The 24,752-nt window shown below is 69.2% G+C and carries 24 protein-coding genes and 5 pseudogenes; 11 read left to right on the forward strand and 18 right to left on the reverse strand.

Translation table 11 applies throughout. The features are described 5' to 3' along the window. Window positions 1–183: 183 nt before the first annotated feature. From ACFJGX_RS16520 to smpB, 3 genes and pseudogenes are all read right to left on the reverse strand, one after another. Window positions 184–717: a sigma-70 family RNA polymerase sigma factor gene (locus ACFJGX_RS16520; RefSeq protein ID WP_382325082.1), complete on the reverse strand. Its 534-nt coding sequence runs from the start codon at window positions 715–717 to the stop codon at window positions 184–186. Window positions 718–763: 46 nt separating this feature from the next. Further along, window positions 764–1,135, reverse strand: a pseudogene (locus ACFJGX_RS16525) (hypothetical protein); the annotation flags it as partial. 90 nt (window positions 1,136–1,225) lie between these two features. Further along, the gene (smpB, locus tag ACFJGX_RS16530) at window positions 1,226–1,720 is read right to left on the reverse strand and encodes an SsrA-binding protein SmpB (RefSeq protein WP_382325080.1); all 495 of its coding nucleotides are present in this window, start codon (window positions 1,718–1,720) and stop codon (window positions 1,226–1,228) included. Between the two features lie 48 nt (window positions 1,721–1,768). On the opposite strand from smpB, the gene ACFJGX_RS16535 reads away from it, so the two are divergent. Further along, on the forward strand, window positions 1,769–2,215 hold the full coding sequence (locus ACFJGX_RS16535) for a type II toxin-antitoxin system RatA family toxin (RefSeq protein ID WP_382325078.1): 447 nt from the start codon (window positions 1,769–1,771) through the stop codon (window positions 2,213–2,215). 10 nt (window positions 2,216–2,225) lie between these two features. After that, window positions 2,226–2,555 (forward strand): RnfH family protein, encoded by a 330-nt coding sequence (locus tag ACFJGX_RS16540; protein WP_382325076.1) that lies wholly within the window; start codon window positions 2,226–2,228, stop codon window positions 2,553–2,555. Here the strand turns inward: ACFJGX_RS16540 and ACFJGX_RS16545 are convergent. Beyond that, window positions 2,549–3,121 (reverse strand): DUF4124 domain-containing protein, encoded by a 573-nt coding sequence (locus ACFJGX_RS16545; RefSeq protein ID WP_382325074.1) that lies wholly within the window; start codon window positions 3,119–3,121, stop codon window positions 2,549–2,551. The genes ACFJGX_RS16540 and ACFJGX_RS16545 overlap by 7 nt on opposite strands. Window positions 3,122–3,293: 172 nt before the next feature. On the opposite strand from ACFJGX_RS16545, the gene guaB reads away from it, so the two are divergent. Both guaB and guaA read left to right on the forward strand, forming a co-directional pair. Continuing rightward, complete coding sequence (guaB, locus tag ACFJGX_RS16550) at window positions 3,294–4,763, forward strand: IMP dehydrogenase (RefSeq protein WP_291115661.1); 1,470 nt, start codon at window positions 3,294–3,296, stop codon at window positions 4,761–4,763. Between the two features lie 70 nt (window positions 4,764–4,833). Then, the gene (gene guaA / locus ACFJGX_RS16555; protein ID WP_382157590.1) at window positions 4,834–6,450 is read left to right on the forward strand and encodes a glutamine-hydrolyzing GMP synthase; all 1,617 of its coding nucleotides are present in this window, start codon (window positions 4,834–4,836) and stop codon (window positions 6,448–6,450) included. Between the two features lie 54 nt (window positions 6,451–6,504). Here guaA and ACFJGX_RS16560 read toward each other — a convergent pair whose 3' ends face one another. Beyond that, the gene (locus ACFJGX_RS16560; RefSeq protein WP_382325072.1) at window positions 6,505–7,698 is read right to left on the reverse strand and encodes an FAD-dependent monooxygenase; all 1,194 of its coding nucleotides are present in this window, start codon (window positions 7,696–7,698) and stop codon (window positions 6,505–6,507) included. A gap of 11 nt (window positions 7,699–7,709) precedes the next feature. Then, on the reverse strand, window positions 7,710–8,594 hold the full coding sequence (locus ACFJGX_RS16565; protein ID WP_382157593.1) for a tripartite tricarboxylate transporter substrate binding protein: 885 nt from the start codon (window positions 8,592–8,594) through the stop codon (window positions 7,710–7,712). 217 nt (window positions 8,595–8,811) lie between these two features. Between ACFJGX_RS16565 and ACFJGX_RS16570 the strand changes: the two genes are divergently transcribed. After that, on the forward strand, window positions 8,812–9,591 hold the full coding sequence (locus tag ACFJGX_RS16570) for an IclR family transcriptional regulator C-terminal domain-containing protein (protein ID WP_382325070.1): 780 nt from the start codon (window positions 8,812–8,814) through the stop codon (window positions 9,589–9,591). Window positions 9,592–9,602: 11 nt separating this feature from the next. On the opposite strand, the gene ACFJGX_RS16575 is transcribed toward ACFJGX_RS16570, so the two are convergent. The 4 genes and pseudogenes from ACFJGX_RS16575 to ACFJGX_RS16590 all read right to left on the reverse strand — a co-directional run bounded on the left by ACFJGX_RS16575 (window position 9,603) and on the right by ACFJGX_RS16590 (window position 13,036). Further along, complete coding sequence (locus ACFJGX_RS16575) at window positions 9,603–10,163, reverse strand: TetR/AcrR family transcriptional regulator (RefSeq protein WP_382325068.1); 561 nt, start codon at window positions 10,161–10,163, stop codon at window positions 9,603–9,605. Beyond that, window positions 10,160–10,697, reverse strand: a pseudogene (locus tag ACFJGX_RS16580) (dihydrofolate reductase family protein). The gene ACFJGX_RS16575 and the pseudogene ACFJGX_RS16580 overlap by 4 nt, the downstream one beginning before the upstream one ends. Before the next feature lie 64 nt (window positions 10,698–10,761). After that, window positions 10,762–12,051, reverse strand: coding sequence for a hypothetical protein (locus ACFJGX_RS16585; RefSeq protein WP_382325066.1), 1,290 nt, complete (start codon window positions 12,049–12,051; stop codon window positions 10,762–10,764). Next, window positions 12,048–13,036, reverse strand: a pseudogene (locus ACFJGX_RS16590) (Bug family tripartite tricarboxylate transporter substrate binding protein). Before ACFJGX_RS16590 ends, ACFJGX_RS16585 begins: the two are co-directional and overlap by 4 nt. A gap of 131 nt (window positions 13,037–13,167) precedes the next feature. Here ACFJGX_RS16590 and ACFJGX_RS16595 point away from each other — a divergent pair. Next, window positions 13,168–14,070, forward strand: coding sequence for a LysR substrate-binding domain-containing protein (locus tag ACFJGX_RS16595; RefSeq protein ID WP_382325064.1), 903 nt, complete (start codon window positions 13,168–13,170; stop codon window positions 14,068–14,070). Window positions 14,071–14,078: 8 nt separating this feature from the next. On the opposite strand, the gene ACFJGX_RS16600 is transcribed toward ACFJGX_RS16595, so the two are convergent. Continuing rightward, entirely contained in the window at window positions 14,079–15,125 is a 1,047-nt protein-coding gene (locus ACFJGX_RS16600) for a LacI family DNA-binding transcriptional regulator (protein ID WP_382325062.1), read from the reverse strand. Window positions 15,126–15,174: 49 nt separating this feature from the next. On the opposite strand from ACFJGX_RS16600, the gene ACFJGX_RS16605 reads away from it, so the two are divergent. The 5 genes from ACFJGX_RS16605 (at window position 15,175) to ACFJGX_RS16625 (ending at window position 18,657) form a co-directional block, all read left to right on the forward strand. Continuing rightward, a complete protein-coding gene (locus tag ACFJGX_RS16605) occupies window positions 15,175–16,164 on the forward strand; it encodes a Bug family tripartite tricarboxylate transporter substrate binding protein (RefSeq protein ID WP_382325060.1) in 990 nt (329 codons plus the stop codon). Between the two features lie 149 nt (window positions 16,165–16,313). Then, on the forward strand, window positions 16,314–16,844 hold the full coding sequence (locus ACFJGX_RS16610) for a hypothetical protein (RefSeq protein ID WP_382325058.1): 531 nt from the start codon (window positions 16,314–16,316) through the stop codon (window positions 16,842–16,844). 6 nt (window positions 16,845–16,850) lie between these two features. Continuing rightward, complete coding sequence (locus tag ACFJGX_RS16615) at window positions 16,851–17,900, forward strand: OmpA family protein (protein ID WP_291117181.1); 1,050 nt, start codon at window positions 16,851–16,853, stop codon at window positions 17,898–17,900. Next, the gene (locus ACFJGX_RS16620; protein ID WP_382326579.1) at window positions 17,897–18,322 is read left to right on the forward strand and encodes a hypothetical protein; all 426 of its coding nucleotides are present in this window, start codon (window positions 17,897–17,899) and stop codon (window positions 18,320–18,322) included. The genes ACFJGX_RS16615 and ACFJGX_RS16620 overlap by 4 nt, the downstream gene beginning before the upstream one ends. Further along, window positions 18,319–18,657, forward strand: a complete 339-nt coding sequence (locus ACFJGX_RS16625; RefSeq protein ID WP_382326581.1) for an FkbM family methyltransferase — start codon at window positions 18,319–18,321, stop codon at window positions 18,655–18,657. The genes ACFJGX_RS16620 and ACFJGX_RS16625 overlap by 4 nt, the downstream gene beginning before the upstream one ends. Window positions 18,658–18,663: 6 nt before the next feature. Here ACFJGX_RS16625 and ACFJGX_RS16630 read toward each other — a convergent pair whose 3' ends face one another. The 7 genes and pseudogenes from ACFJGX_RS16630 to ACFJGX_RS16660 all read right to left on the reverse strand — a co-directional run bounded on the left by ACFJGX_RS16630 (window position 18,664) and on the right by ACFJGX_RS16660 (window position 24,726). Next, on the reverse strand, window positions 18,664–20,334 hold the full coding sequence (locus tag ACFJGX_RS16630; RefSeq protein ID WP_382325053.1) for a sulfatase-like hydrolase/transferase: 1,671 nt from the start codon (window positions 20,332–20,334) through the stop codon (window positions 18,664–18,666). A 29-nt stretch (window positions 20,335–20,363) separates the two neighbouring features. Next, window positions 20,364–20,981: a YceI family protein gene (locus tag ACFJGX_RS16635; RefSeq protein ID WP_291117172.1), complete on the reverse strand. Its 618-nt coding sequence runs from the start codon at window positions 20,979–20,981 to the stop codon at window positions 20,364–20,366. A gap of 3 nt (window positions 20,982–20,984) precedes the next feature. Next, complete coding sequence (locus ACFJGX_RS16640) at window positions 20,985–21,764, reverse strand: CDP-alcohol phosphatidyltransferase family protein (RefSeq protein WP_382325051.1); 780 nt, start codon at window positions 21,762–21,764, stop codon at window positions 20,985–20,987. Window positions 21,765–21,848: 84 nt separating this feature from the next. Continuing rightward, window positions 21,849–22,569, reverse strand: a pseudogene (gene arsH, locus ACFJGX_RS16645) (arsenical resistance protein ArsH). 16 nt (window positions 22,570–22,585) lie between these two features. Beyond that, window positions 22,586–23,873 (reverse strand): annotated as a pseudogene (locus ACFJGX_RS16650) (arsenic transporter). A gap of 6 nt (window positions 23,874–23,879) precedes the next feature. Continuing rightward, window positions 23,880–24,383 carry an arsenate reductase ArsC gene (locus ACFJGX_RS16655; RefSeq protein WP_382325047.1) on the reverse strand — a complete coding sequence of 168 codons (504 nt, stop codon included), beginning with the start codon at window positions 24,381–24,383 and terminating at the stop codon, window positions 23,880–23,882. Window positions 24,384–24,402: 19 nt separating this feature from the next. Beyond that, a complete protein-coding gene (locus ACFJGX_RS16660) occupies window positions 24,403–24,726 on the reverse strand; it encodes an ArsR/SmtB family transcription factor (RefSeq protein ID WP_382325045.1) in 324 nt (107 codons plus the stop codon). Between the last annotated feature and the right edge of the window lie 26 nt (window positions 24,727–24,752).

Below are 24,752 nucleotides of genomic sequence, written 5' to 3' on the forward strand. Positions count from 1 at the left end.
TGTCGGATGGCGTCGCGCTGGGTCTGCCAGTGGGCCAGGCGCTCGCGGCCGTGCGGATCGCCCTGCAGCCGTTGCAACAGCGCGTCCCGCTCGGCACCCTGCACCTCGCCATCGAGCAGGCGATTGATCTCGGCGTCGGTCAGCGGCTGGGTGAGGGGGGTGTCCATGGCTTTGCGGGCGGTGCTATTTCAGCCGCCTCAGATGGGGAAGAGCGTAGGCATCGGGCGGCACGCTCTGGGCCGCCGCGTTCATCAGCGCCTGCAGGCGGGTGCGGGCGCGCGAGAGCCGCGACATGACGGTGCCGATCGGGCTCCCGGTGATGCGGGCCACCTGCTCGTAGCTCATGTCCTCCAGGCTCACCAGCAGCAACACCACGCGCTGTTCTTCGGGCAGGCGCAGCAGGCAGCGCTGCAGGTCCATGGCCAGGTCCTGCGCGGCGTCGGGCGCCACCAGCTCGGCCGCCACGTCGTCCGGGTCCACCGGCAGGCCGCTGCCTTCGCGGCGTTGCACCCGGCGCAGGCCGCTGACGTGCAGGTTGTGCATGAGCGTGAAGAGCCAGGCCCGCAGATCCGTACCGGCCGTCCAGAGCCGCCACTTGGCGCAGGCCCGCTCCAGCGTGTCCTGCACCAGGTCATCGGCCGCCCAGGGGTCGCCGGTGAGCGCGCGCGCATAGCGGCGCAGACCGGGAATCTGGTCGATCAGCTCGGCGCGTCTCATGTCTCGGCGTGGCAGTGGCCGTGGTGGGCTGGGGGCGGCTCAGGGCTTGCGCGACGCGCCAGACGTTGTTGAAGCCGTCACCGGTCTTGTCGCCGGGCTTGGTGTCCTTGGCCCAGTAGTACAGCGGCTTGCCCTTCAGGGCCCACTGCTTCTGGCCGTCGTCGCGCGTGATGACGGTGTAGTCGCCGTTGCCCTTGTCGTTTCCACCGGCCATCAGCGGCGGCCAGTTGGTGGCGCAGGGCCCGTTGCAGACCGACTTGCCACTGCCCGCCACGTCGCGGTCGAAGGTGTAGAGGGTCATGCGGTTGGGGCCGACCAGCACGCCATCGCTGGCCATGGCAGGGGCCGGGGCGGACGACATCGAGGCGCAGCCACCCAGCAGGGCCGCTGCCAGGGTCAGGGGAATCAGGAATTTCATGGCGTTCTCCGTTGAAGGTATGGGCAGACAGGCTCTGCACAGGGATGAACGCCGGCTGTGGCGGGTTTATTCCCGCGCCACGAAAAAACCTCAGCGGCTGCGCGACTTCATCGCACGCTCGACCTCGCGCTTGCCTTCGCGGTCCTTGATGGTGTCGCGTTTGTCGTGTTCGGCCTTGCCCCTGCCCAGCGCGATCTCGCATTTCACCTTGCCGGTCTTCCAGTGCAGGTTCAACGGCACCAGGGCATAGCCCTTCTGTTCGACCTTGCCGACCAGGCGGCGGATCTGCTCCTTGTGCAGCAGCAGCTTCTTGGTCCGCACCGCGTCCGGGCTCACGTGGGAGGAGGCGGTGTGCAGCGGGTTGATCTGGCAGCCGATGAGGAACATCTCGCCCTCGCGGATCACCACATAACCGTCGGTGAGCTGCACCTTGCCCTCGCGCAGGGCCTTGACCTCCCAGCCTTCCAGCACCATGCCCGCTTCGAAGCGTTCTTCGATCGCGTAGTTGAAGAGCGCCTTGCGGTTCTCGGCGATGCGGCTGTCAACGCCTTTGGTGGAAGATTCTTTGCTGCTTTTGGTGGACATGAAGCGGAAGGTGCGGCCGTTTCAGGCCAATACAATGAGTTGGATTGTATGAAAACCATTCACAAGTCCGTTTTGCTCTGGCACAGCGCACACGAAATGTTCGCGCTGGTCACCGACATCGAGCGTTACCCCGAGTTCCTGCCCTGGTGCGATCAGGGCCAGGTGCTGGAAAAAAACGAGGCGGGCATGGTGGCCCGCGTGGGCATCGCCATCAGCGGCCTGCGCCAGAGCTTCACCACCCGCAACACGCACGAGGCCGACCGCAGGGTGCACATGGAGCTGGTCGACGGGCCATTCTCCCAGCTTGATGGCGTGTGGGAGTTCACCCCTCTGGGTGAGGGTGACCAGCGTGCCTGCAAGGTCGATTTCAAGCTGAGCTACGGCTTCGCCAGTTCGGCCCTGGCGGCCCTGGTCGGCCCGGTGTTCGACAAGATCGCCGGCAGCCTGGTGGACGCTTTCGTGAAGCGGGCCGACCAGGTGTACGGCGCGGACTGATCACCACCCCATGAAGATCACACTGATGCACGCTCCGGCACCCCGCGAGGTGGTGGAAGAGGTGCTCGATGTGCCCGAGGGGTGCACGCTGCGCCAGGCGCTCGATCAGGCGGGTTGGCTGCGGCGCTTTCCCGACATCGAGGCCGAACCGCTGGCGCTCGGCATCTGGGGGCGCAAGGCCGGTTGGGACCGGATGTTGCGCGAGGGTGATCGGGTGGAGGTGGTGCGTGGGTTGCGGGTGGACCCGAAGGTGGCGCGCCGCGAACGCTTCATGGGGCAGGGCGCGCGCTCCACGGGGCTGTTCGCCCGCCGGCGCCCGGGGTCGAAGGCCGGTTACTGAGGGCCGGACTTGGGCATCGGCCCGCAGTTGCCGCGCATCACGTCATCCAGCCGCTTGGCCTCGGCGGTGCGGGCCTTGTCGTCCATGATCTCGCGCTCGCCCTTGGCGTTGGTGGTGGCCAGGCGCACGCCGGAATCCAGGGTGGCCTTGGCCTGTTTGGCGCGGTTGCAACTCTCGGTGCGCGCCTGCGCGACGCGCTGCTCCTCGGCCTTCTGGCGAGCGGCCTCGGTCTGTTCGGTCTGTTTCTTCTTGGCCTCGAGTTCCTTGTCGACCGTGGGCAGTTGAGGGGCTGCCGCCTGAGGCGCCGCACCCGCGGGGGACGCTGCGCCGGTCTCGGTGCTGGCGGGCGCGACCGCGGCCGGCGCGGGCATCGGGGCGCTGCCGCCGCCGGGGCGCTTGAGGATGTTCTTGTCGGGCACGCTGGCGGGGGGCGCGGTGTCGCTGAACACCTTGCGATCACCTTCCTTCCAGACCCATTGCGCGGAGGCGATCGAGCAGGCCAGCAGCAGGAATCCCGCCGCCAGAGGGGCTCGCCAGGACGGCTTCGAAGGGCGTTTTTGAGGCATTGGCGGAGTTTAGCGGCGGGCCCCTGCGCGCATGGTGGCATCTGCGGTTTTATCGGCCACAAGCCGCAGGAGCGGTAGCTTTTCGAGCCTGAGCGGTACCCGGGGTGGGACGGGGTGTGCGGGTTTGCCCGAAGGTCGGCCGGCTACAATCGACGCTTTTGGAGCTTTACCCATGCGCCTCCTCGGCAAAGCGCTCACCTTCGACGACGTGTTGCTGGTGCCAGCGTACTCCCAGGTCCTGCCCAAGGACGCCTCGCTTGCCACCCAGTTCTCCCGCAACATCCAGCTGAACCTGCCCCTGGTCTCCGCGGCCATGGACACCGTCACCGAAGCCCGTCTGGCGATCGCGATCGCCCAGGAAGGCGGCATCGGCATCGTGCACAAGAACCTCACGGCGCAGGAACAGGCGGCCCACGTGGCCAAGGTCAAGCGCTACGAATCGGGCGTGCTGCGCGACCCGGTGGTGATTTCTCCCCAGACCACGATCCGCCAGGTCATGAAGCTCTCGGACGACCTGGGCGTCTCCGGCTTCCCGGTGGTCGACGCCGGCAAGGTGGTGGGCATCGTCACCGGCCGTGACCTGCGCTTCGAGACCCGCTACGACCTGCCGGTGAGCGAGATCATGACGCCGCGCGAGCGCCTGGTCACCATGCCCGACGGCACCACGCCCGCCGAGGCCAAGAAACTGCTCAACAAGCACAAGCTGGAACGCCTGCTGCTGGTGAACGACGCCTTCGAGCTCAAGGGCCTGATCACGGTGAAGGACATCACCAAGCAGCTCAACTTCCCCAACGCCGCGCGCGACGCCGCCGGCCGCCTGCGCGTGGGCGCGGCGGTGGGCGTGGGCGAGGGCACCGAGGAACGTGTGGAAGCGCTGGTCAAGGCCGGCGTGGACGCCATCGTGGTCGACACCGCCCACGGCCACAGCAAGGGCGTGCTCGACCGCGTGCGCTGGGTCAAGCAGAACTACCCGCAGATCGACGTGATCGGCGGCAACATCGCCACCGGCGCCGCCGCGCTGGCCCTGGTGGAAGCCGGTGCCGACGCGGTCAAGGTCGGCATCGGCCCGGGCTCGATCTGCACTACCCGCATCGTGGCCGGCGTGGGCGTGCCGCAGATCATGGCGATCGACAACGTGGCCACCGCGTTGCGGGGCACCGGCGTGCCGATGATCGCCGACGGCGGCATCCGCTACAGCGGTGACATCGCCAAGGCCATCGCGGCCGGCGCCAACACCGTGATGATGGGCGGCATGTTCGCCGGCACCGAAGAGGCGCCGGGCGAGATCGTGCTGTACCAGGGCCGCAGCTACAAGAGCTACCGAGGCATGGGCTCGATCGGCGCCATGCAGCAGGGCAGCGCCGACCGCTACTTCCAGGAAAGCAGCACCGGCAACCCCAATGCCGACAAGCTGGTGCCCGAGGGCATCGAAGGCCGTGTGCCCTACAAGGGCTCGGTGGTCTCCATCATCTTCCAGATGGCCGGCGGCCTGCGCGCGGCCATGGGCTACTGCGGTTGCCCGAGCATCGAGGACATGCGCGACAAGGCCGAATTCGTCGAGATCACCTCGGCCGGCATCCGCGAAAGCCACGTGCACGACGTGCAGATCACCAAGGAAGCCCCGAACTACCGGGCGGAGTGAAACCCACCGCCCCAGCAGGCCGTCCAGCGAGACGGCCTTTTTCTTTTCTCGCCGCACCCACTTACACCCCATGCAGCACCAGAAAATCCTCATCCTCGATTTCGGTTCCCAGGTCACCCAGCTGATTGCCCGCCGCGTGCGCGAAGCCCACGTGTACTGCGAAGTGCACCCCTGCGACGTCAGCAGCGAGTGGGTGCGCGAGTTCGCCGCCGACGGCCAGCTCAAGGGCGTGATCCTCTCCGGCAGCCACGCCAGCGTGTACGAGGTGGACGACAAGGCGCCCGAGGCGGTGTACGAGCTGGGCATTCCCGTGCTGGGCATCTGCTACGGCATGCAGACCATGGCGCAGCAGCTGGGTGGCAAGGTGGAAGGCTCGCACACGCGCGAGTTCGGCTACGCCGAAGTGCGCGCCCGGGGCCACACGGCGCTGCTCAAGAACATCGCCGACTTCACCACCCCCGAAGGCCACGGCATGCTCAAGGTGTGGATGAGCCACGGCGACAAGGTCACCGAGCTGCCCCCGGGCTTCAAGCTCATGGCCAGCACGGCGAGCTGCCCGATCGCCGGCATGGCCGACGAGGAGCGCCGCTTCTACGCGGTGCAGTTCCACCCCGAGGTCACGCACACCGTGCAGGGCCGGGCGCTGCTGGAGCGCTTCGTGCTCGAGATCTGCGGCACCAACCCCGACTGGGTGATGCGCGACCACATCGCCGAGGCGGTGGAGAAAATCCGCCAGCAGGTGGGCGACGAAGAGGTCATTCTGGGCCTGTCCGGCGGCGTCGATTCCTCCGTGGCGGCTGCGCTGATCCACCGCGCCATCGGCGACCAGCTCACCTGCGTCTTCGTCGACCACGGCCTGCTGCGCCTGAACGAAGGGGACATGGTGATGGACATGTTCGTCGGCAAGCTGCACGCCAAGGTGATCCGGGTGGACGCGGCCGACCAGTTCCTCGGCCACCTCGCCGGCGTGAGCGATCCGGAGGCCAAGCGCAAGATCATCGGCCGCGAATTCGTCGAGGTGTTCAAGGCGGAAGCCGCCAAACTCATTTCAAGTGGTGCTTCAACAAAAGGCGCCAAGTGGTTGGCACAAGGCACTATTTACCCGGATGTGATCGAATCCGGTGGGGCCAAGAGCAAGAAGGCCGTGACCATCAAGAGCCACCACAACGTGGGTGGCCTGCCCGAGCAACTGGGCCTGAAACTGCTCGAACCCCTGCGCGACCTGTTCAAGGACGAGGTGCGCGAATTGGGCGTGGCGCTGGGCCTGCCGCACGACATGGTCTACCGCCACCCGTTCCCGGGGCCGGGCCTGGGCGTGCGCATCCTGGGCGAAGTCAAGAAGGATTACGCCGACCTGCTGCGCCGGGCCGACGCCATCTTCATCGAGGAACTGCGCTCCACCGTCGACCCGCACAGCGGCAAGACCTGGTACGAGCTCACCAGCCAGGCCTTCACCGTGTTCCTGCCGGTCAAGAGCGTGGGCGTGATGGGCGATGGCCGCACCTACGACTACGTGGTGGCGCTGCGCGCGGTGCAGACCAGCGACTTCATGACCGCCGACTGGGCCGAGCTGCCCTACGCGCTGCTCAAGAAGGTCAGCGGCCGCATCATCAACGAGGTGCGCGGCATCAACCGCGTGACCTACGACGTGAGCTCCAAACCGCCAGCGACCATCGAGTGGGAGTAAGCGTCGTCGCCAACGCCGCCCCCGAATGGAGGCGGCGATGCGACGCCTGGGTGCTCAGGCCGACACCCCATCGAGGCTCAGGGACTCGAGGGCTTCCTTCTCGATGTCGTGGTCGTAGAGCGATTTGCGCAGCGTGGCGGAGTTCGCGATCTCCCGATCGCGCTGGCCCAGGTCCGCGTACTTGGAGTCGTAGCGCATGCCGTTCTTGCGGGCCTCCGCCTGCACCATGGACGTGCGCGGGCGGCGCAGCGCCTCGTAGCGCTTGAGCGCGTCCTTCACGGAGCGGCCTTCGGCGCAGGTCTGCAGCAGAACGGCCAAGGCCGTGCCGTCTTCGATGGCCTGGTTCGCGCCCTGGCCCAGGTGGGGCAGCATGGGGTGGGCGGCATCGCCCAGCAGTGCCAGGCGTCCGTTCACCCATTGGCCTAGCGGCTTGCGGTCGTAGAGGCCCCACCAGAAGCAGGTCTCCACCTTGTCCAGCAGGCCGGTCACGCGGGGATCCCAGCCGGTGAACGAGGCGGCGAGTTCGTCGCGGTCGCCGATGGCGGACCAGGACTCGGCGGTCTCGCTGGTCGTCGGCACGAAGCCGACGTAGTTCACCAGTTCGCCACCGCGGACGGGAAACACCATGAAGTGCTTGCCATCGCCCATCCAGACCTGGTGCGCCTCGCGCCGCCACTCGGGGAGCTTGTCCGCGGAGATCAGGCCCCGGTACGCCCGGAAGCCGGCGTACTCTGGGGCGGACGGCTCGACGACGTGCTTCTGCAAGACCGAGTTGATGCCGTCGGCGGCGATCACCACATCGGCGTTCGCCACATGGCCGTTCTCGAAGACCAGGCGGGCGCCGTGCTCGTCCTGGCTGAAGTCGACGCACCGATGGCCGGTGTGGATCGAGCTGGGTGGGAGCGCGTCCGCCAGCACCTTCAGGATGTCGGCCCTGTGCATGCCGTACATGCCGCTCCAGCCACTGGAGTCGGTGGTCAGGATCTTGCCCACGACCGTGCCGTCCATGCGGTAGTACTCGGACCCGGCGCCGACCTTGGCGCCCACGCGGGCGAGGGCATCGCCCAGGCCCATGCGCTCCAGTTGCCTCAGGCTGTTGGGGTAGACGAAGATGCCCGCACCGACCTCTCGCAACACGCCCGACTGTTCGTACACCGCGACGCTGATCCCCCGATGGCGCAACGCGACCGCGGCGGCGAGACCGCCGATGCCACCGCCCACGATGGCCACATGAATACCCTTTGACATCACAACCGCTTTCATTTGGTGTTCTTGGACGCCGGGCCGAGCAACTCGCTGACGGCCCGGTACTCGTTGGTGATTTCTTCGGAAAGGGCCCTGGCGGAGCCCCATTCCTGCACGATCCCCGCCGGCAGCAGCTGCGCCGAGATGCTGGCGTTGCGGGCGACCTCTTCCAGGGCGGGGACGATCTTGTCGAGCACGTCCTTGGGAACACCGGCGGGCATGAAGAAGCCGAACCACACGCCCAGAAGGTCGGCCTTGTAGCCCGCCTGGCGCAGCGTGGGCACGTTGGGGAACTCGGGGAAGGGCGAAGAGATGGCCAGGGCGCGCAACGCGCCGGTGCGCATGTGGGCGCTGACCGCCCCCAGCGCGAGAACGACGGCATCGATGTGGCCGCCGAGCAGGTCGGTGACGGCGGGTGCCGCGCCCTTGTAGTTCACGGAGCTCAACGAGGCGCCGGTGGCCGCGTTCATCAACTGCACGCTGATTTCGCCGACGGAGCCGGGACCGGCGTTGCCGATGCGGATGCCGTGGGCGCTCTTGGGCGCCTGCTCGATCATTTCCTTCACGGTCTTGAAGGGCGCGTCCTTGTAGGTCACCAGCACCGAAGGGCTTCGGGTGGTCAAGGCCAGAGGCACGAGGTCCTTCAAGGGATCGTAGTTGGCGGCATCCGGTTCGATCACGCGCCGGATGGTCAGCGGGCTGTTCTGCGCGTAGAGCAGGGTGTAGCCGTCCTTGGGCGCGCGGATGACGGATTGGGTGCCCAGGGAGCCACCGGCACCGGGGCGGTTCGCCACCGTCACGGCGGTGCCCAGCAACCTCGAAAGCTCCTGCCCCATCAGGCGCGCGGCCCGGTCCGCCGCATCGCCCGCGGCCAGCGGCGTCACCAGGTTGATGGGCATGCGGGGATAGTCGTTCGCACGCGCGAGGAGGGGGACCGCCAGCAGCGGTGCGATGCCTAGAAGTTGTCGTCTCTTGATCATGGTTGGGCGCTCTGAAAGTTGGGGGAGCCTGCCCGGTGCCCACCTGGTCGGGCGAGGCATCGGAACAGCCAGCGAATTCTGTCGACAGGGTCGTTCTGAAGCAATGCGGTTTTGCGCATTGCGCAATAATGCGACCATGATCGACGCCCAACGATCGCACCCGCGCGATTTCATCGCGTCCCTGGAGAAGGGGCTGAAGGTCCTGCTCTGCTTCGAGCGCAAGCACGCCAAGCTGAACCTGTCCGAAGTGGCGCGCCTGACGGGTTACACACCGGCCACGGCGCGCCGGCTTCTGCTGACGCTGCACGAACTCGACTACCTGCACAGCGATGGCAAACGCTTCTGGGTGGCGCCGCGCACCTTGCTGCTGGCCAGGTCGTACCTCATGTCGAGACCGGCGCCCCAGGTGGCGCAGCCGGTGCTCGACAAGCTGGCCGATCGCACGCGCCAGTCCGCCTCGCTGGGCTTGCTGCTGGACCACGAGGTCCTCATCATTGCCAGGTCCACGGGCCGGCGCACGCTGTCGACCGGGCTGGGCATCGGGTCGCGCCTGCCGGCTTTCTGCTCCGCGCTGGGCCGGGCGGTGCTGTCGACGCTGCCCCGCGAGGACGTGGTGAGCTACCTCGCGACCACCCCCCTGGACCCCTGGACGCCGAAGACGGTGCAGGACATCGCCTCCGCGACGGGCCAGGTGGAGCATTGCCGGACCTTCGGATGGGCCGAGTGCGACGAAGAGCTGGAGCTGGGCGTGCGCTCCATCGCGGTGCCGATCTCCAGCAACTCGGACAAGACGATCGCCGCGGTGAGCCTGTCGGTGCGCGCGGAGCGGATGTCGATGGAAGCCTTTCGGGCCGCGCACCTGGCCGCGATCCGGGAAGCCAGGGACGAGCTGAGGGCGACGGTGACCTTCGATTGAGCCCGGCGCCGTCAGGGCGCCGTCAAACGGTCCAGCAGGCGGTCGAGGGCCAGTCGGTAGTCCGCCTGCAGGGCCTGGGCCCGCTTCGGATCGCCGTGGGCCGAGGCCAGGGCCAGGCCGCTGCCGTGGGCATGGTCCACCAGCACGTCGCGCCACAGGTCGGGCTCGGCCGTGATCTGCGCCAGCAGCAGGCCCAGGCGATCGGTGATCTGGCGCGTCACCCCGGCGAAGGCCTCCGGCGTGGCGAAGATGGCCAGCGTCAGTTGCGGATGGCGGCCCACGGCGCCGTGGTAGCGGGTCAGGATCGCCTGCAGGTCTGCCCGAGGGGCGGCCAGCCCTGGCGCACCCTCCAGCACCTCGGCATACACGCGATCCGACAGCGCCCGCAGCAGCCCGGCGTGGTTCTCCACGTGGTGGTAGAGGCTCATCGGCGTGACGCCCAGCCGCGTGGCCAGGGCGCGCATCGTCAAGCCTTGCCCACCGCTTTCATCCAGCAGCGCCAGCGCCGCCGTCAGGATGTCGTCGCGGGCCACCCCCGTCCCCTGGGCCGGGCGCCCCCGTGGTCGGTTCATGGGGCGAGCCGGTAGGTGGATTGCACCAGGCCGGAAGGAAAGCTGCGGCTGCGCGACCAGGCGCCAGGCCACGTCCTGTGCCAACGCGCCGAACAGCGGCCTTCCCGACCCGATCAGCACAGGGACCGTGGTGACCACCATGTCGGCGATCAAACCCTCGCGCAGGAAGGACTGCACCACCTGCCCTCCATCCACATAGACCCGGCGCACGTTCTGTTCGGCCAGGTGCTCCATCGCGTCCCGGGGCGCGAGGCTGGAGAAGCGGACCTTGCCCTTCAGCGCTTCGGGCACGGGCGCGTCGGCCAACTGCCTGGAGAGCACCATGACGGGCCGGTCGTAGGGCCAGGTGTCGAAGCTCAGTGCCTTTTCGAAGCTGCCCCGGCCCATCACGATCATCTCCTTGTCGGCGATGAACGCGGTGTAGCCGTGGTCCTCGGCGGGATCGTCGCGTTGCAGCAGCCAGTCGATGTCGCCGTCCTGGCGCGCGATGAAGCCGTCCAGGCTGGTGGCGATGAAAACGTGTGCGGTGGTCATTCGGTGTCCTTATTTATACGTCGTATATTATTGTCCGGACACGGATCGGACACAAGGCACACCCTCACCGGTCTGGGCCCACCCCCGTCAGGTGACCGACGTCCACGATGTACATCTGCCGACCTTCCCCGTGCACCGAGTCGATGCAGACCTGGCGGCCGTCCCGGCTCCAGCGCGGATGCAGGTCGCAGCGGTTCTCCTTGCTCAGGGCCGGGTCCGCGTGGAACGAGCCCAGGTCGTGGCGCGCGCCGGTCTGCATGTCGTAGAGGAACAGGATCCGCTCGTGCGTGCGCGCGTCCGGGTAGGTGTCGCTCAACAACCAGCGGTCGTCCACCGGCGAGAAGGTCATGTGGCCGTTCTCCGTCAGCACGTCGCGCCCGACCACCTGCACCGCACCGCCCTCGGCGTCGTCGTACAGGTGGTAGTGGATCTCGCCGGCATGCGGCCCCCACACGATGACCTGGCGGTCGTTGCGCCACAGCGGGTGCGAGATCTGGTACTCGGACTTCTCGTAGTCGAAGGTGCCCACGGCGCTGGGGTCGAAGGCTTCGTCCAGTTGCGGCAGCGGGTGGTCCGAGCACTCCAGCAGCCGCATGCCGCTGCCGTCGGGGTTCATGGTGATCAGGCGGTGGAGGAAGCAGGTCTCGTCCTTGATCCGCTCGGTCCAGCGGTGCAAGAAGAGCACGCGCGTGGACGAGGGATTGACCTCGATGTGGCTGACCCAGTGGATGGCCTTGTCCATCGATGGCTTCGGATGGAAGTCGCGCAGCTGACGGTAGCTCACCAGCAGGCGCGATTCGCCCGTCGCCAGATCCATGCGGTGGATGCCATCCTCGGCCGGAGCCCGTGGCAGTTCGAAGGGGGCGCCCGGCTCGCTGTAGCCGATGGTCTCGTGGGTGAGGTAGAGCCGGCGGTAGTCCACGCACAGGGCGTAGCGGCTGTCCGGCGCCACGACGTAGACCGGCAGCGGCAGGCTGCGCCGCTCGCCGGTGTCGGCATCGAGGATGATGGCGCCGAAGTGGGGGTAGCGGGCCTCGGCCTCGGTGGTCCTCACGTTGTAGATCAGCTGGCGCCCGCCCAGGCCATCCAGCCATTGCAGCTGGCTGCCCATCTGCCAGTTCCAGGCGCGGGTGCGATCGAGCTCGCGGAATCGCGCCCCCTCCTGCAGATCGAAATAGCCGATCCCGGCCTCCAGCGTGGGCGTGAGCGGTGCGTCCTTGAACGGCACCTGCTGCGCCAGCAGGTAGCGGCCGCCGCGGTGCCAGTTGCTCTTGTTGTAGTAGCCGAAAAAGTAATGCTGGTCGGTCGATCCGACCCGGCGCACCGCGCAGGGTGCCTGCGGATGGCTCGTCATTCGGCCACCAGCTTCGCTTTGTCGATGATGCCGTCCCAGCGCTGTTTCTCGGCCGCGACGAAGCGGGTGGCCGCCTCGCGGGTGTTGCGCAGCGGGCGTCATGCCTTGCGCGGCCAGCGCCTGCGTGAACGCCGGCGAGGAGACGATGGCCCGGATGTCGTTGCTCAGCTTGTTCGCCAGCGCATCCGGCACCTGGGCACCGACGGCCACCGTGGTCCAGGAGGTCGCGAGAAACCCCGGGATGGCGGCTTCCGCCACGGTGGGCACGTCAGGCAGGGCCGGGGAACGGGTCTTGCCCGTGACGGCCAGCGCCTTCAGCCGGCCGTTGCGCACATGGGCCAGCACGGTGGGCGGGTTTTCGAACATGAGCTGGATCTGCCCGCCCATCAGGTCGTTCAACGCGGCGGAACTCCCCTTGTAGGCGACGTGGGTCATGGGCACCTCGGCCGAGGCCTTGAACAGCTCGCCGATCATGTGCACGGACGACCCCACGCCCGCCGAGCCGAAGTTCAGCGCGTCGGGCGACTTGCGGCCCAGGGCGATCAGCGACTTCAGGTCCGTCACGGCCAGCGCCTCGTTGCGCCACCACCACATGCGGCATTTCCGCCAGGATGGTCAGCACCTTGAAGTCGGTGGCGGGGTTGTAGGGCAGCTTCCTGTACACGCCATAGGTGGCATGCAGGCCAATGGAGCCGAGCATCAGCGTGTAGCCATCGGGGGAAGCGTCGACCACCGCCTTGCCGCCGATGTGTCCGCCGGCACCGGGCCGGTTTTCCACGACCACGGACTGCTTGTAGAGCTTGCCCAGGTGGTCGGCGAGCAGCCGCCCCTGCACGTCGGAACTGCCGCCGGCCGTGAACGGCACGATGATGCGGATGGGGCGGTTCGGGAAGTCCTGTGCCCCGGCGGTGCCGGCCAGCGGGCCGAGGGCCAGGGCCGCCAGGCCGGCGGCGGCGAGGGTGCGGCGGGGAATGCGGGTGGTCATGGATGGTGCTCCTGTGAGGGCCCTCGGGGTGGGGCCTGGGAGAAAGTCTAGGGATCGGGCATCATTCCGAATAATTCATTCTTGCGAGCACCCTATGCACTGCTGGTATAGGGTGGATCTGACGCCCCGCCATGCCAAGACCCCTCAATTTCCGCGAAATCGAAGCCTTCCGCGCCGTCATGCAGACCGGCACCACCACGGCCGCGGCCGCCGTGCTCAACACCACCCAGCCCTCGGTCAGCCGCCTGTTGTCCCAGGTCGGCATGGCCACCGGCCTCAAGCTGTTCGACCACACCAAGGGCCGGCTGGTGCCCACCAAGGAGGCGAGGGAGCTGTTCGACTTCGTGCAGCGCCAGTTCCTGGGCCTGGACCGGGTGGAGCAGCATGTGGCCCAGCTGCGCAAGTCCGGCTCCGGTTCGCTGCGCATCGGCTGCACGCCCGCGCTGGGCCTCAGCGTTCTGCCGCGCGTCATCGGCGAGTTCTGCCGGCGCCACCCGCACGCGCATGTGGACCTGCAGACCACCAGCGCCCACCAGCTGCGCGAGGGCCTGCTGCACGGGAATTTCGATGCCGTGCTGTCCACGGCCGCCCAGGCCCACCCCGAGCTGGACGGCACCGTGCTGCATCAGGCCCCGATGGTGTGCGTGATGCCGCCGGGCCATGCGCTGGCCCAGCGGCCGCGCGTGCATGTGCGCGACCTGAAAGGGCAATCCTTGCTCACCCTGAACGCCGACGACGAATCGCAGGTCCAGGTCCAGCGCCTGCTGCAGGCGCACGGGGTGGACGTCGCCGCGCGGGTGCGCACCAGCTACTCGTTCACCATCTGCCTGATGGCCGCCGAGGGGGCGGGCATCGGCATCGTGAACCCCTATGTGGCTTCGGTGTTCGCGCGGGACTTGCACGTGGCGCCCCTCGCGCCGCGTTGCCCTGTGCAGGTGCTCATGGCTTACCCGCAGCACGTCAGCCGCTCTCGGATGACCGAAGAGTTCACGGGCCTGATGGTGGCCGATCTGCAGAAATTTCCTCGTGGTTGATGCCGGCCTCAGGCCGAGTCGCGCAGCACGAGTTCGAAAGGCAATTCGACATTGCGGCCCCCCTCGGCCGCCTCGGCACCGTTCAGCCGGCCGATGAGCAGCTCGGCGGCCATGCGGCCGATCGACAGCTCGGATCGGCGCACCGTGGTCAAGGGCGGCTGCAGCAACTGGGCCGCGGGAATGTCATCGAAGCCCGCCACGGCCACGTCCTCGGGAATGCGCCGCCCCGCCGCGCGCAGGGCCGACATGGCGCCGATGGCCAGCAGGTCGTTGGCGGCGAAGACGGCGCTGCAGCGGAAGTCGCCGCCCGCCAGTTCGGCCACCATCGCGCGCGCACCGGCGGCCTGGGTGAAGTCGTCGGCGGCGATGGTGCGGGCCGTCAGCCCCGCCTGCCGCATGGCGGCCCGAAAGCCGCGCTGCCGCTGCGCGCCCGGGCCCAGCGGGGCGGACAGCAGGGCGATGCGCCGGTGGCCCTTGTCGATCAGGGTCTGCGTCATGGCCTGCGCCGCCGCCGCGTTGTTGATGTAGAGCTTGTCGATGGTGCGCGATGGTTTGTGCGCCTGGCTTTCGATCTGCACCACGGCCAGGCGTCCCCGCGTGGCCTTCAGCAGCTCGGTTTCCTGCACGTGGAAGAACACTGCCATCACGCCGTCCACATGCCCCTGCGACAGCCATTGCAGCGCCCGCTGCTCGCGCTCGGGCGTGCCGTCGGTGTCGAAGATCATGGTGTCGTAGCCCGCCGCATCGGCGGCGGACTGGAAGCCGCGGATCAGGGCTGGATAGGTCGGGTTCGTGATGTCGGGAACGATGCAGGCCAGCGTGAGCGTGCGCGCGGACTGCAGGTTGCGGGCCATGCGGTTGGGCACGTAGCCGAGCCGCCTGGCCGCTTCCTGGATGCGTTCGCGCGCCTCCGCCGACACGGTGGACGGCTCCACGCCGTTGAGCACCAGGGACACGGAGGTTTGCGACAGGCCGGTGGCCTGCGCAATGTCGCGCTGCGTCGGCCGTTTCTGGGGAGCCGCAGGCGCTGACGGGCCGTTCTTGGGCTTCTTCATGTTGGGTTGCCATCCATAATGCTCGTAGCCATTTTTGCACGCCATTCCCATGAACCTTTCGCGCCGCGCATTCGCTCTTTCGGGCATGGGCGCGGCTTCGCTCGCCGCGATGCCGCGCGGGGTGGCTCAGGCGCGCGCGCACCCGCTCTCCGTGCTGGTGGCGCAACCCGCCGGCGGCGTGACCGATGCCTTCGCCCGCGCCGTGGCCCCCGCGCTGGGCCGGGGGCTAGGGCGCGCCGCGGTGGTGGAGAACGTCACCGGCGCCAGTGGCTCCATCGCCGCCAACCGCCTGCTGGCGGCCGCGCGCGACGGCTCCACGCTCTTCATCGGGTCGCCCTCCGAGACCGTGCTGGCGCCGCTCACGCTGCGCGCCGTCCGCTACAAGCCTTCGGACTTTCGCCTGCTGGGCCTGGTCAACGATTCGCCGCTGGCGCTGTACGCGCGCACCGACCTGCCGGCCAGCAACCTGGACGAGCTCGTGGCCCTGGCGCGCCAGGGTGGCGAGCGGCCCATGAGCTATGGCAGCACGGGGCAGGGCTCGCTGTTCCACCTCGTGACGGAGCGGCTGTTGTCCAGCGCTGGCATCCAGGCCACGCACGTGCCTTACCGCGGCGGCATGCCCATGCTGGCCGATCTGCGCAGCGGCGCCATCGATTTCACGGTGCTGCCCGTGGACGCCTTGCTGGGCAGCCTGGTGGCCGATGGCCGCATGAAGGTGCTGGGTGTGTTGTCCGCGCAGCGGCTGGACCGGTTCCCCACCGCCGCGACCTTCGACGAGAGCCGGCTGGCGCCCGACGTGGGCCATCCCAGCATCTGGGTGGGCGTGCTCGTGCCCGCCGCGATGGATGAAGACCTCAGCGCGCGCCTGCACCGCGTCGTCGTGGAGGCGCTGGGCAGCGCGGACGTGGGCCAGGCCGTGCGGGCCGTCGGCGGGCGTGTGCCACCCCGCATGTCGCTGCCGGAGGCCGCGCGCTTCTACGCGGCCGACACCGTGAAGTTGCAGGCCCTGGCCCAGGCCGCGCGCGTGAAGCCCCTGTAACGGTCGAGAACCCGCTTCGGTTGGCCTGGGGCCGCCGCCCGCCCTGGATGGGCATTTGCAAACGAAGGTGATATTCTGCGACAGGCTGTGTCAGGGGACCCCGGCGGCCGGGATCCCCGTGACTTCCAGTGCCTGAGGAGGGACGCGGAATGTCGATCGAATACACCTTCACACCGTACGGCACGATCCAGATCCAGTGTGGACAGGACTGGATCGAAGTGAAGCTCCCCGGTGGCGGCGATGGCGGGGGCAGCGCCAAACCCAGCCCTGCCGCCAGCCCGGCCCCCGCGCCCTCGCCGGTGGCATCCCCCTCGCCACCACCGCCCCGACCGCCCGCGCCCGAACCGGCCACGCCGCCGGGGGTGATGTTCATCGAATCCAGCACGCAAGAGCCGTTTGACGCCCGCGAACTCTTCGTGGTCGAGGTCGCCGGCATCGAGCGCTGGAAGCTTGCCGAATTCAAGGGCCTGGACCCGGAGAGCCTGCAGCGCCTGGTGCGCCAGCGGGTGACGCGCGTGAAGCCCCTGCGCTTCGGCGCGATCACGGTGCTGGACGTGGACGTCGGCACCCTGTCGTCGCCCGACGCCAGCCATGAACTGGGCCGGCTGCAGAAGCTGCTGAAGGAGCCGGACCTGGGCCTGGACGTGCTGCGCTTCTGGCACAACGATCCGCTGGAGTAGGGCGCCATGGCCGCCGCCGATCCCTATGTCGTCGCCAAGGCCAGCCTGCGCGACAACGTCAAGACGCTGATCGCTGTGTTCGGCGGCATCGCCGGCGTGCTGCTGGCCGGTGCGCCGTTTTCCGGCTACGGCTCGCTCGAACTGTTCAGCCCGCGCTGGATCGTGGCCTCGCTGGCCTTGCTCGTGTCGTTGCTGCTGCTGGGCTGGTCCGTGCGCCGCCTGCTGTTCGTGCTCACGCCCGATCTGGCGTACACCAACCTGCTGATCGACACCACCCAGGACCCCGAGATCCTCGCCGTGCAGGCCGAGTTCGCGCGGCGCAAGGACGAGCTGCTGCCCAAGCGCAACCCCAACGACCCGAACAGCCCGCGCATCGATTCGGTGAGCCGCCTGATCGAAGAGAAGCGCATGGCCTGGGAGCACTACCAGGCCGACACCACGAAGGTCGATCGCAAGGAGGAGTACGACCGCCTGGCCGACGCGCTGGCGGCCGTCAACCACTGGAGCGCGTTCACGCGCCTGCATGTGCGCGTGTCCAGAGGCATCGATACCGTCTTCTGGGCCGGCCTGGCGGCGATCATCTCCATCGCCGTGTTCGCGGTGGCCTCCAACGCGCCGAAGAAGGAGGCGGCCAGCGCGCCCACGGTCTACGTGGTGCTGCCGTCGAGCCCCTCGCCGGTGGGGGCGGCCGACCCCTTGCCGGTGCTGCCGCCGGTGCTCTTCGCGACCGGCAAGGCCGAGCTCTCGCGGCAGGCCGTGGCGGACATCGACAAGGCCCGCGACCACCTGCGTGCGCACCCCGACGTGGGTGTCCTGATCGTGGCCCACACCGACACGGTCGGGGGCGATGCGCTCAACGACGCGCTCGCGATGCGCCGCGCCCGCAGCGTGGCCGAGCTGCTGCGCGAGCAGGGCGGCATTGGCGCGGCCCGCATCTTCGTGGCCCCGCTGGCGAAGAAGGACCTTCCGGCGCTGACGGCGCAGGACACCGAGAACCCGGCCAACCGGACCGTCCAGATGATCCTCATCCCCTTGCCCCCCCAGCGCCCGCGATGAGCCGCGCGATCGACCGTCCGCTCGGCCTGCTGCGCTCCTTCCTCGTATACCGCGCCATCCCCTGGCGCGGCGCGCAGCTGCGGCGCTTCTACCGCCGCTTCCTGCCGGTGGGTGGCCTGGCGTTCGACGTCGGCGCCCATGCCGGCAACCGCGTGGCGGCGTTCCGCCAGCTCGGCGCGCGCGTGGTCGCGCTGGAGCCGCAGCCCGATTTCGTGCGGCTGCTCGGGCGCCGCTTCGGTCACGATGCGCAGGTGGCGCTGCTGCCGCAGGCCCTGGGGTCGCGCGCCCGGCGAAGCCCGCCTGATGGCCAGCCCGCGCACGCCCACCGTGCGCCACGCTCTCCACCGATTTCGTGCGGCGCGCGGGCGCGGCACCGTCGTTCCGCGGTGTGCGCTGGGAAGCCGGGCCACTCGTGCCCGTGACCACGCTGGACGCGCTGATCGCCACGCACGGGCGGCCCGATTTCGTGAAGATCGATGTAGAGGGTTTCGAGCTGGAGGTGCTCATGGGCCTGAGCCAGCCCCTGCCGGCGCTGTCCTTCGAGTTCGTGCCGGCCGTGCGCGACGTGGCGCTGGGCTGCATCGACCGGCTCGAAGCCCTGGCCGGGCCCGGGCGCTACCGTTATGCGGTGTCGCTGGGCGAGCGGCAGCACCTGCTCCTGCCCGAAGGCGAGGTTGCCGAGGCGATGCGCGGCTGGCTGTGCGCCTTGCCGGCGGACGCGCCCTCGGGCGACGTGCACGCCTGGCTCGTGGCCTGAGCCGCCTCAGGACCCGGTGTGCGGCGCGCTGCTCGCGGGCGCGCCCACGTGCTCGAAGCCTTGCACCTCGTGTGCCCCGGGCGCGTTGAACACCGCCAGCAGCACCTCGGTCAGCCGCTGCATCGGCCCCAGCGCCTCCGCCGGCGGCGTGAGGCCGGGCGCGAAGCCGTTGCCCAGCAGGCGCTGCAGCAGGGCGCGGTCCTCGCTGATCACGTGCACTGGCACGTCCCACGACACCGCGGGCCCGCTCACCAGCGCGGGCGGCTGGTGGTCGCCCACCACCACCATCACCAGCGGTCGCGCCGAGCGCTGCTTCAGGTAGTCCGCCAGCCAGGCGTGCTGGTAGCGCAGGCTCTCCAGGTAGGGCGGCAGGGGCTCGCGCACCGCCAGCGGCGCCGCCTGCGCGGCCAGGGCCTGCGCTGCGCCGTAGGTCTGGGGGCCGGTGCGCAGCGAGCCGCCCGGCACGAAGGGCGCGAGCGGGTGAAACGGCGCGTGCGTGCTGGTGGTCGGAAACACCACGAAGCGCGGCGCGCGATCCGTGGTGGGCGCGAGTTCCTGCGTGTGCAGCAGCGCCAGCGCCGCCTGGTCGGGAATGCGCCAGTAGCCGAAGTCGGGCCCGGTGTAGCCCATGTCGGCGTCCTTCGCGAGGCGGTCGAAGCCGTAGAAGGCGCCCTCGGGCCAGGGGCGCTTGAGGCCGGGCATCCAGCCCACGGTGCGGTAGCCATGGCGCGCGAAATGGCGCACCAGCGTGGGCCGGTCGCTGGCGAGCAGCAGGTCGTGGTCGCCCGGGTCGCTGGTGTCCACGCCGGCCAGCAGCGCGGCGTGCGACAGCCACGAGGCACCGCCGAAGGTGGGCGCGGTGACGCGCGCGCTGACCACGGTGCGGCCGCCGGCGTGGATGGCTCCGTCCAGCGCTGCGCGCGCCGCCACCAGCCCGGCGGCCTGCTCGGGCCGGTCGAAGCTCACCGTGCCATAGGACTCGGCGAACACCAGCAGCACGTCCGCCGGGCCGCGTGGCCCCATCAGGCCGGAGAGATCGCCGTCGAAGGCCGGGCCCGCGCCCAGCACCGACTCGGCCGAGGCCGGCCGGGCCACGCGCGCCAGCAACTGGCTCTGGTGCACGAGCGTGGGTGTGAGCGGCAGCGAGAAGAACCAGCGGGTGTCGCGCTCACCGGGCACGTAGGCGGCGAAACTGAGCGTGCACGCGGCCACGGCGGCCAGCAGCCAGGGCCGGGGGCGCTCCCAAGCCAGGCACCGCGCCAGCACCAAGATCGCGTGGCGCACCAGGCCCACCAGCAGCACCGCGCCCAGCAGCAGCGCCAGCGCCAGGCCCAGCAGCTGCCAAGCGGGCAGGGTCTGGGCGGCCAGCCGCAGCAGTTCGGCGGCGTGGCGCCCGTCCCAATACACATTGACCGGTCGGCCCAGCACGGCCGGGGCCGTCACGTCCGCGTAACGCACCAGCACCAGGAAGACGAAGCCAAGGGACAACGCGGTGGCCGCGCGCGCCGAGAGCCGGCCGCGCCAGAGCACCCAGCCCATCAGCGCCACCACGGCCAGGCACAGCTCGAACGACAGGCGCGGCATGGTGCGCACGCCGAAACCCGGCCAGCGGTTCTCGAAGGTCCACAGCGCGTTGAGCAGCGCGAACGCCAGGCCGAAGCGCAGCAGCCACGGCAACCACCGCGGCGGCGCGGCGCGCGCGCCGCTCACTGGCGCACCGCTTCGAACTCGATGATCAGCGGCACCTCGTCACCGACCCAGCCGTTGGACACCGCGTAGTTCATGCCGTAGGCGCTGCGCTTGAAGCTGCCGCGCGCGGACACGCCCATGGTGTAGGGCTTGCGCAGCGGGCCGCCCATGGGCGACTCGGCGCTCTTGTTCCAGGTGGCCTGCAGCGTGAGGGGTTGCGACTTGCCCAGCAGCTCCAGTTGGCCGCTGATCTCGAAGTTGCGCTCGCTGGTGCGTTTGGCGCTGCTGGCGGTGAACACCATGCGCGGGAACTCGCCGCTGTTCAGGAAGTCGGGGCCCTTCAGATGCTCGTCGCGCTTGCGCTGGTTGCTGAAGACGCTGGCCGTCTCCACCTCGATGCGCACGTCCGACAACGTGGCCGTGGCCTCGTCGAAGCGGTAGCTGCCGCGCGCCGAGCGGAACATGCCCAGCACCTTGGCGTAGCCGATGTGGTCCACCAGGAACGCGATGGTGATGTGGTCCGGGTCCAGCTCGTACTTGGCCGCCTGGGCGTGCGCGGGCGCGGCGGCCAGCAGCTGGGCGCACAGCGCCAGTGGCAGGAGGAGGGAAGAAAAGGAGAAAGCAGAAGTGCGCATGGCTCAGGTCTCCGTGAGGGTGGGGCGCTGCCGCGCCAGGGTCCGGATGTCGACGGCGAACGAAAGGCTCAGCAAGGCCAGGCTGAAAGCGGCCAGCGAGGCCGCCAGCCAGGGTGGCACGATGGGCCCCAGGCAGATGATGAGCGCGGTGATCTGCACCACGCACACCGTCTGGCGGCGCTTGCTCGGCGGCAGGGCGCCGGCCAGCCAGGGCCAGGGCTTCGAGGCGCCCACGAAGGCATAGCGCATCAACCCCGACGCCAGCACCCAGGGCCCGGCCTGGCCGGCCTGCAGCACCAGCGCGCACAGCACCAGGGTGAACGCCGCGTCGGTCTCCATGTCGAAACGGGCGCCGAAGGCGCTGGCCAGGCCGCTGCGCCGGGCCAGCGCGCCGTCCACCGCATCGAGCAGGGCCGTGGTGGTGGCGATCACCACCAGCCACCAGGCCGCTGGGGCCATTGAAGCCAGGGGCGGGCGGGGCAGGGCCTCGCCCACCAGGGCCGCGAGCAGGGCCATTGAGCCCAGCCGCACCAGGGTCACGCGATTGGCGGGGCCGAAACGCGGATGCGGGTGGTGGGCCAGGGCGCGCCACACCAGCCAGGCGCCCAGGCCATACACCAGCCAGGTCTTGACCATGTAGTCCAGGCCCAGCCCGCCCGCCGCGCCCAGCGCGCTGGCGAGCACGCCCACCAGGGCCGCCACCACCGCCAGATCGCGCGCGGCGTCACGCCGCAGGACTGCAAGGCCCGGGGCTGAGGAGAGGGAGGCTCCGGTGGTCTTCATGGTGGGCGGTTCTGGCGATCATGGCACGCGCCTCCTTCCGACACCACATTCGCCGATTCGTTCACCCGGGCCGGGCGGCCGCTTTCAGATGCTGCGCAGCTGCACCCGCCGGGACAGGGCTTCGGCGTTCTCCCGCCGCTCGCTGTAGCGGTCCACCAGATAGGGCGCGCTGTCGCGCGTGAGCACGGTGAACTTCACCAGCTCCTCCATCACGTCCACGACGCGCTCGTGGTACGACGACGGCTTCATCCGGCCGTTCTCCTCGAACTCCTGGTAGGCCTTGCGCCACCGAAGACTGGTTCGGAATCGTCAGCATGCGCATCCAGCGGCCCAACACGCGCAGCTGGTTCACCGCGTTGAAGGACTGCGAGCCGCCTGAGACCTGCATCACCGCCAGGGTCTTGCCCTGTGTCGGCCGCACCGAGCCCTCCGACAGCGGAATCCAGTCGATTTGCGCTTTCAGGATGCCGGTCATGGCACCGTGGCGTTCCGGCGAACACCAGACCATGCCCTCGGACCATCGGGCCAGTTCGCGCAGCTCGCGCACCTTCGGGTGGTCCTCCGGCGCCGCGTCGGGCAGCGGCAAGTCCCTGGGGTCGAAGATGCGCGTGTCGGCGCCCATGGCTTGCAGGAGGCGGGCGGCTTCCTCGGTGAGCAGGCGGCTGTAGGACCGCTCTCGGAGCGAGCCGTACAGCAGCAGGATGCGCGGCGCATGGGTCGCCCGCTTCCTGGGAAACAGGCGCTCGACATCCAGGGGCTGAAACGCGGCAGGGTCGAGCTGGGGCAGATCGCTTTCGAGGGTCATGTGATAAGGCCGGTTGTCAGCTTGCGCCCAGGCGGAGGGCCAAGGCCGCCAGCGTGACCGCGAGAACGGGCAGCGTCAGCACGACGCCGACCCGGAAGTAATAGCCCCAGGCGATGGTGGTGCCCTTGCGGGCCAGCACGTGAAGCCACAGCAGCGTAGCAAGGCTGCCGATGGGCGTGATCTTGGGGCCCAGGTCGCAGCCAATGAGGTTGGCGTAGACCATGGCCTCCTTCACCACGCCGGTGGCCGTGGACTGCTCGATCGACAGCGCACCGACCAGCACCGTGGGCATGTTGTTCATCACCGACGACAGCGCGGCTGCCAGGAAACCCGTGCCCATGGCCGCGCCCCAGACGCCGCCCTGGGCGAACCTGTCCAGCAACGCGGCGAGGTGGCCCGTCAACCCCGCGTTGCGCAGGCCGTAGACCACCAGGTACATGCCCAGCGAGAAGACCACGATCTGCCAGGGCGCTTCTTTCAGCACCTTGCGGGTGCCGATGACGTGGCCCCGGGCCGCGACGGCGAGGAGCAGGGCCGCGCCCGCCGCCGCCACCGCGCTCACGGGAACGCCCAGCGGCTCCAACCCGAAGAAGCCCACCAGCAGCAGGCCCAGCACCCCCCAGCCGGCGCGGAACGTGTTCAGGTCGCGGATGGCGGCGGCGGGTGCCTTCAGCTGGCGCAGATCGTAGGTCGCCGGCAGGTCGCGGCGGAAGTACAGGTAGAGCACCACCAGGCTGGCGGCCACGGACGCGAGGTTCACCGGCACCATGACGGCGGCGTAGCGGTTGAAGCCGATGCCGAAGAAATCGGCCGAGACGATGTTCACGAGGTTGGACACCACCAGGGGCAGGCTGGCGGTGTCGGCGATGAAGCCCGCCGCCATGACGAAGGCCAGCGTGGTGGCGGGCGAGAAGCCCAGCGCGATCAGCATCGGCCATGACGATGGGCGTGAGGATGAGGGCCGCCCCGTCGTTGGCGAAGAGCGCGGCCACCACCGCCCCCAGCAGCACGATGAGGGCGAACAACCGGTGGCCGTGGCCACGGCCCCAGCGCGCGAAGTGCAGGGCGGCCCATTCGAAAAAGCCCGCCTCGTCCAGCACCAGACTGATGACGATGACCGCCACGAAGGTGGCGGTGGCGTTCCAGACGATGTGCCAGACCACCGGGATGTCGGACAGCTGGACCACACCCGCCAGCAGTGCCACCACCGCGCCAAGCAGCGCGCTCCAGCCGATCCCCAGCCCCCGGGGTTGCCAGATGACGAGCAGCAGCGTGAACGCAAAAATCAGGAAGGCCGCGAACATGCCGGCTCAGCGCTGGGCCAGTTCGCGTGCCGTGTTCTGGAGCGCCAGCCGGTCCACGCTGGTCGGTGGCAGGCTGACCAGGAACTCCAGGCGCCGGCGGATGGCGAGCAGGGTTTCGCGGAAAGCCTCCAGCTGTTGCTCGGGCGTGCCCTTGACCTCGGACGGGTCGGCATAGCCCCAATGGGCCGTGGCGGGCTGGCCGGGCCAGTAGGGGCAGGTCTCACCGGCAGCGTTGTCGCACACCGTGATGACCAGGTCCATGTGGGGCGCGTCTGGCCGGCCGAATTCGTCCCAGTTCTTGCTGCGCAGTCCATCGGTGGACATGCCGGCGCGCTGCAACACCTCCAGAGCGAGCGGGTGGGGCTGCTGGTTCTCGCGCGGGCTGCTGCCGGCGGAGAAGGCTTTGAAGCGGCCTCGGCCCAGGTGGTTCAGCGTGGCTTCGGCCAGGATGCTGCGGGCCGAGTTGTGGGTGCACAGGAAGAGCACGTTCAGGGGCGTTTGGGTGGTCATGTTGGAGGGCACTCAAGGGTCAGCATTGGCAAGAGGAGGGGCTGTCCACGGCGCATTCCGTACCTTGGCAGCAGTTGTCGGTGAGGTAACCGAGCAGCCCGTTCATCTGCTCGTAGGCGGCGCGATAGACCAGGTGCCGGCTGGACCGCTCCTGCGTCACCAGGCCCGCCGAAGCCAGCTCCTTCAAGTGGAACGACAGGGTGGTGTTGGGGATCTCCAGGGCCTCGCTCATCACGCCGGGTGTGAGGCCTGCCTGCCCATTGACCACCAGGGCGCGGAACACCCGCAAGCGAAGGGGGTGGGCCAGGGCGCCGAGCGCGCGGACGACATCGGTTTCGTTCATGCATCAGATCATACGATATTTCGATT

Origin of the sequence: Hydrogenophaga sp. UC242_50 (assembly GCF_042697355.1) — a bacterium.
Taxonomy (GTDB): Bacteria; Pseudomonadota; Gammaproteobacteria; order Burkholderiales; family Burkholderiaceae_C; genus Hydrogenophaga.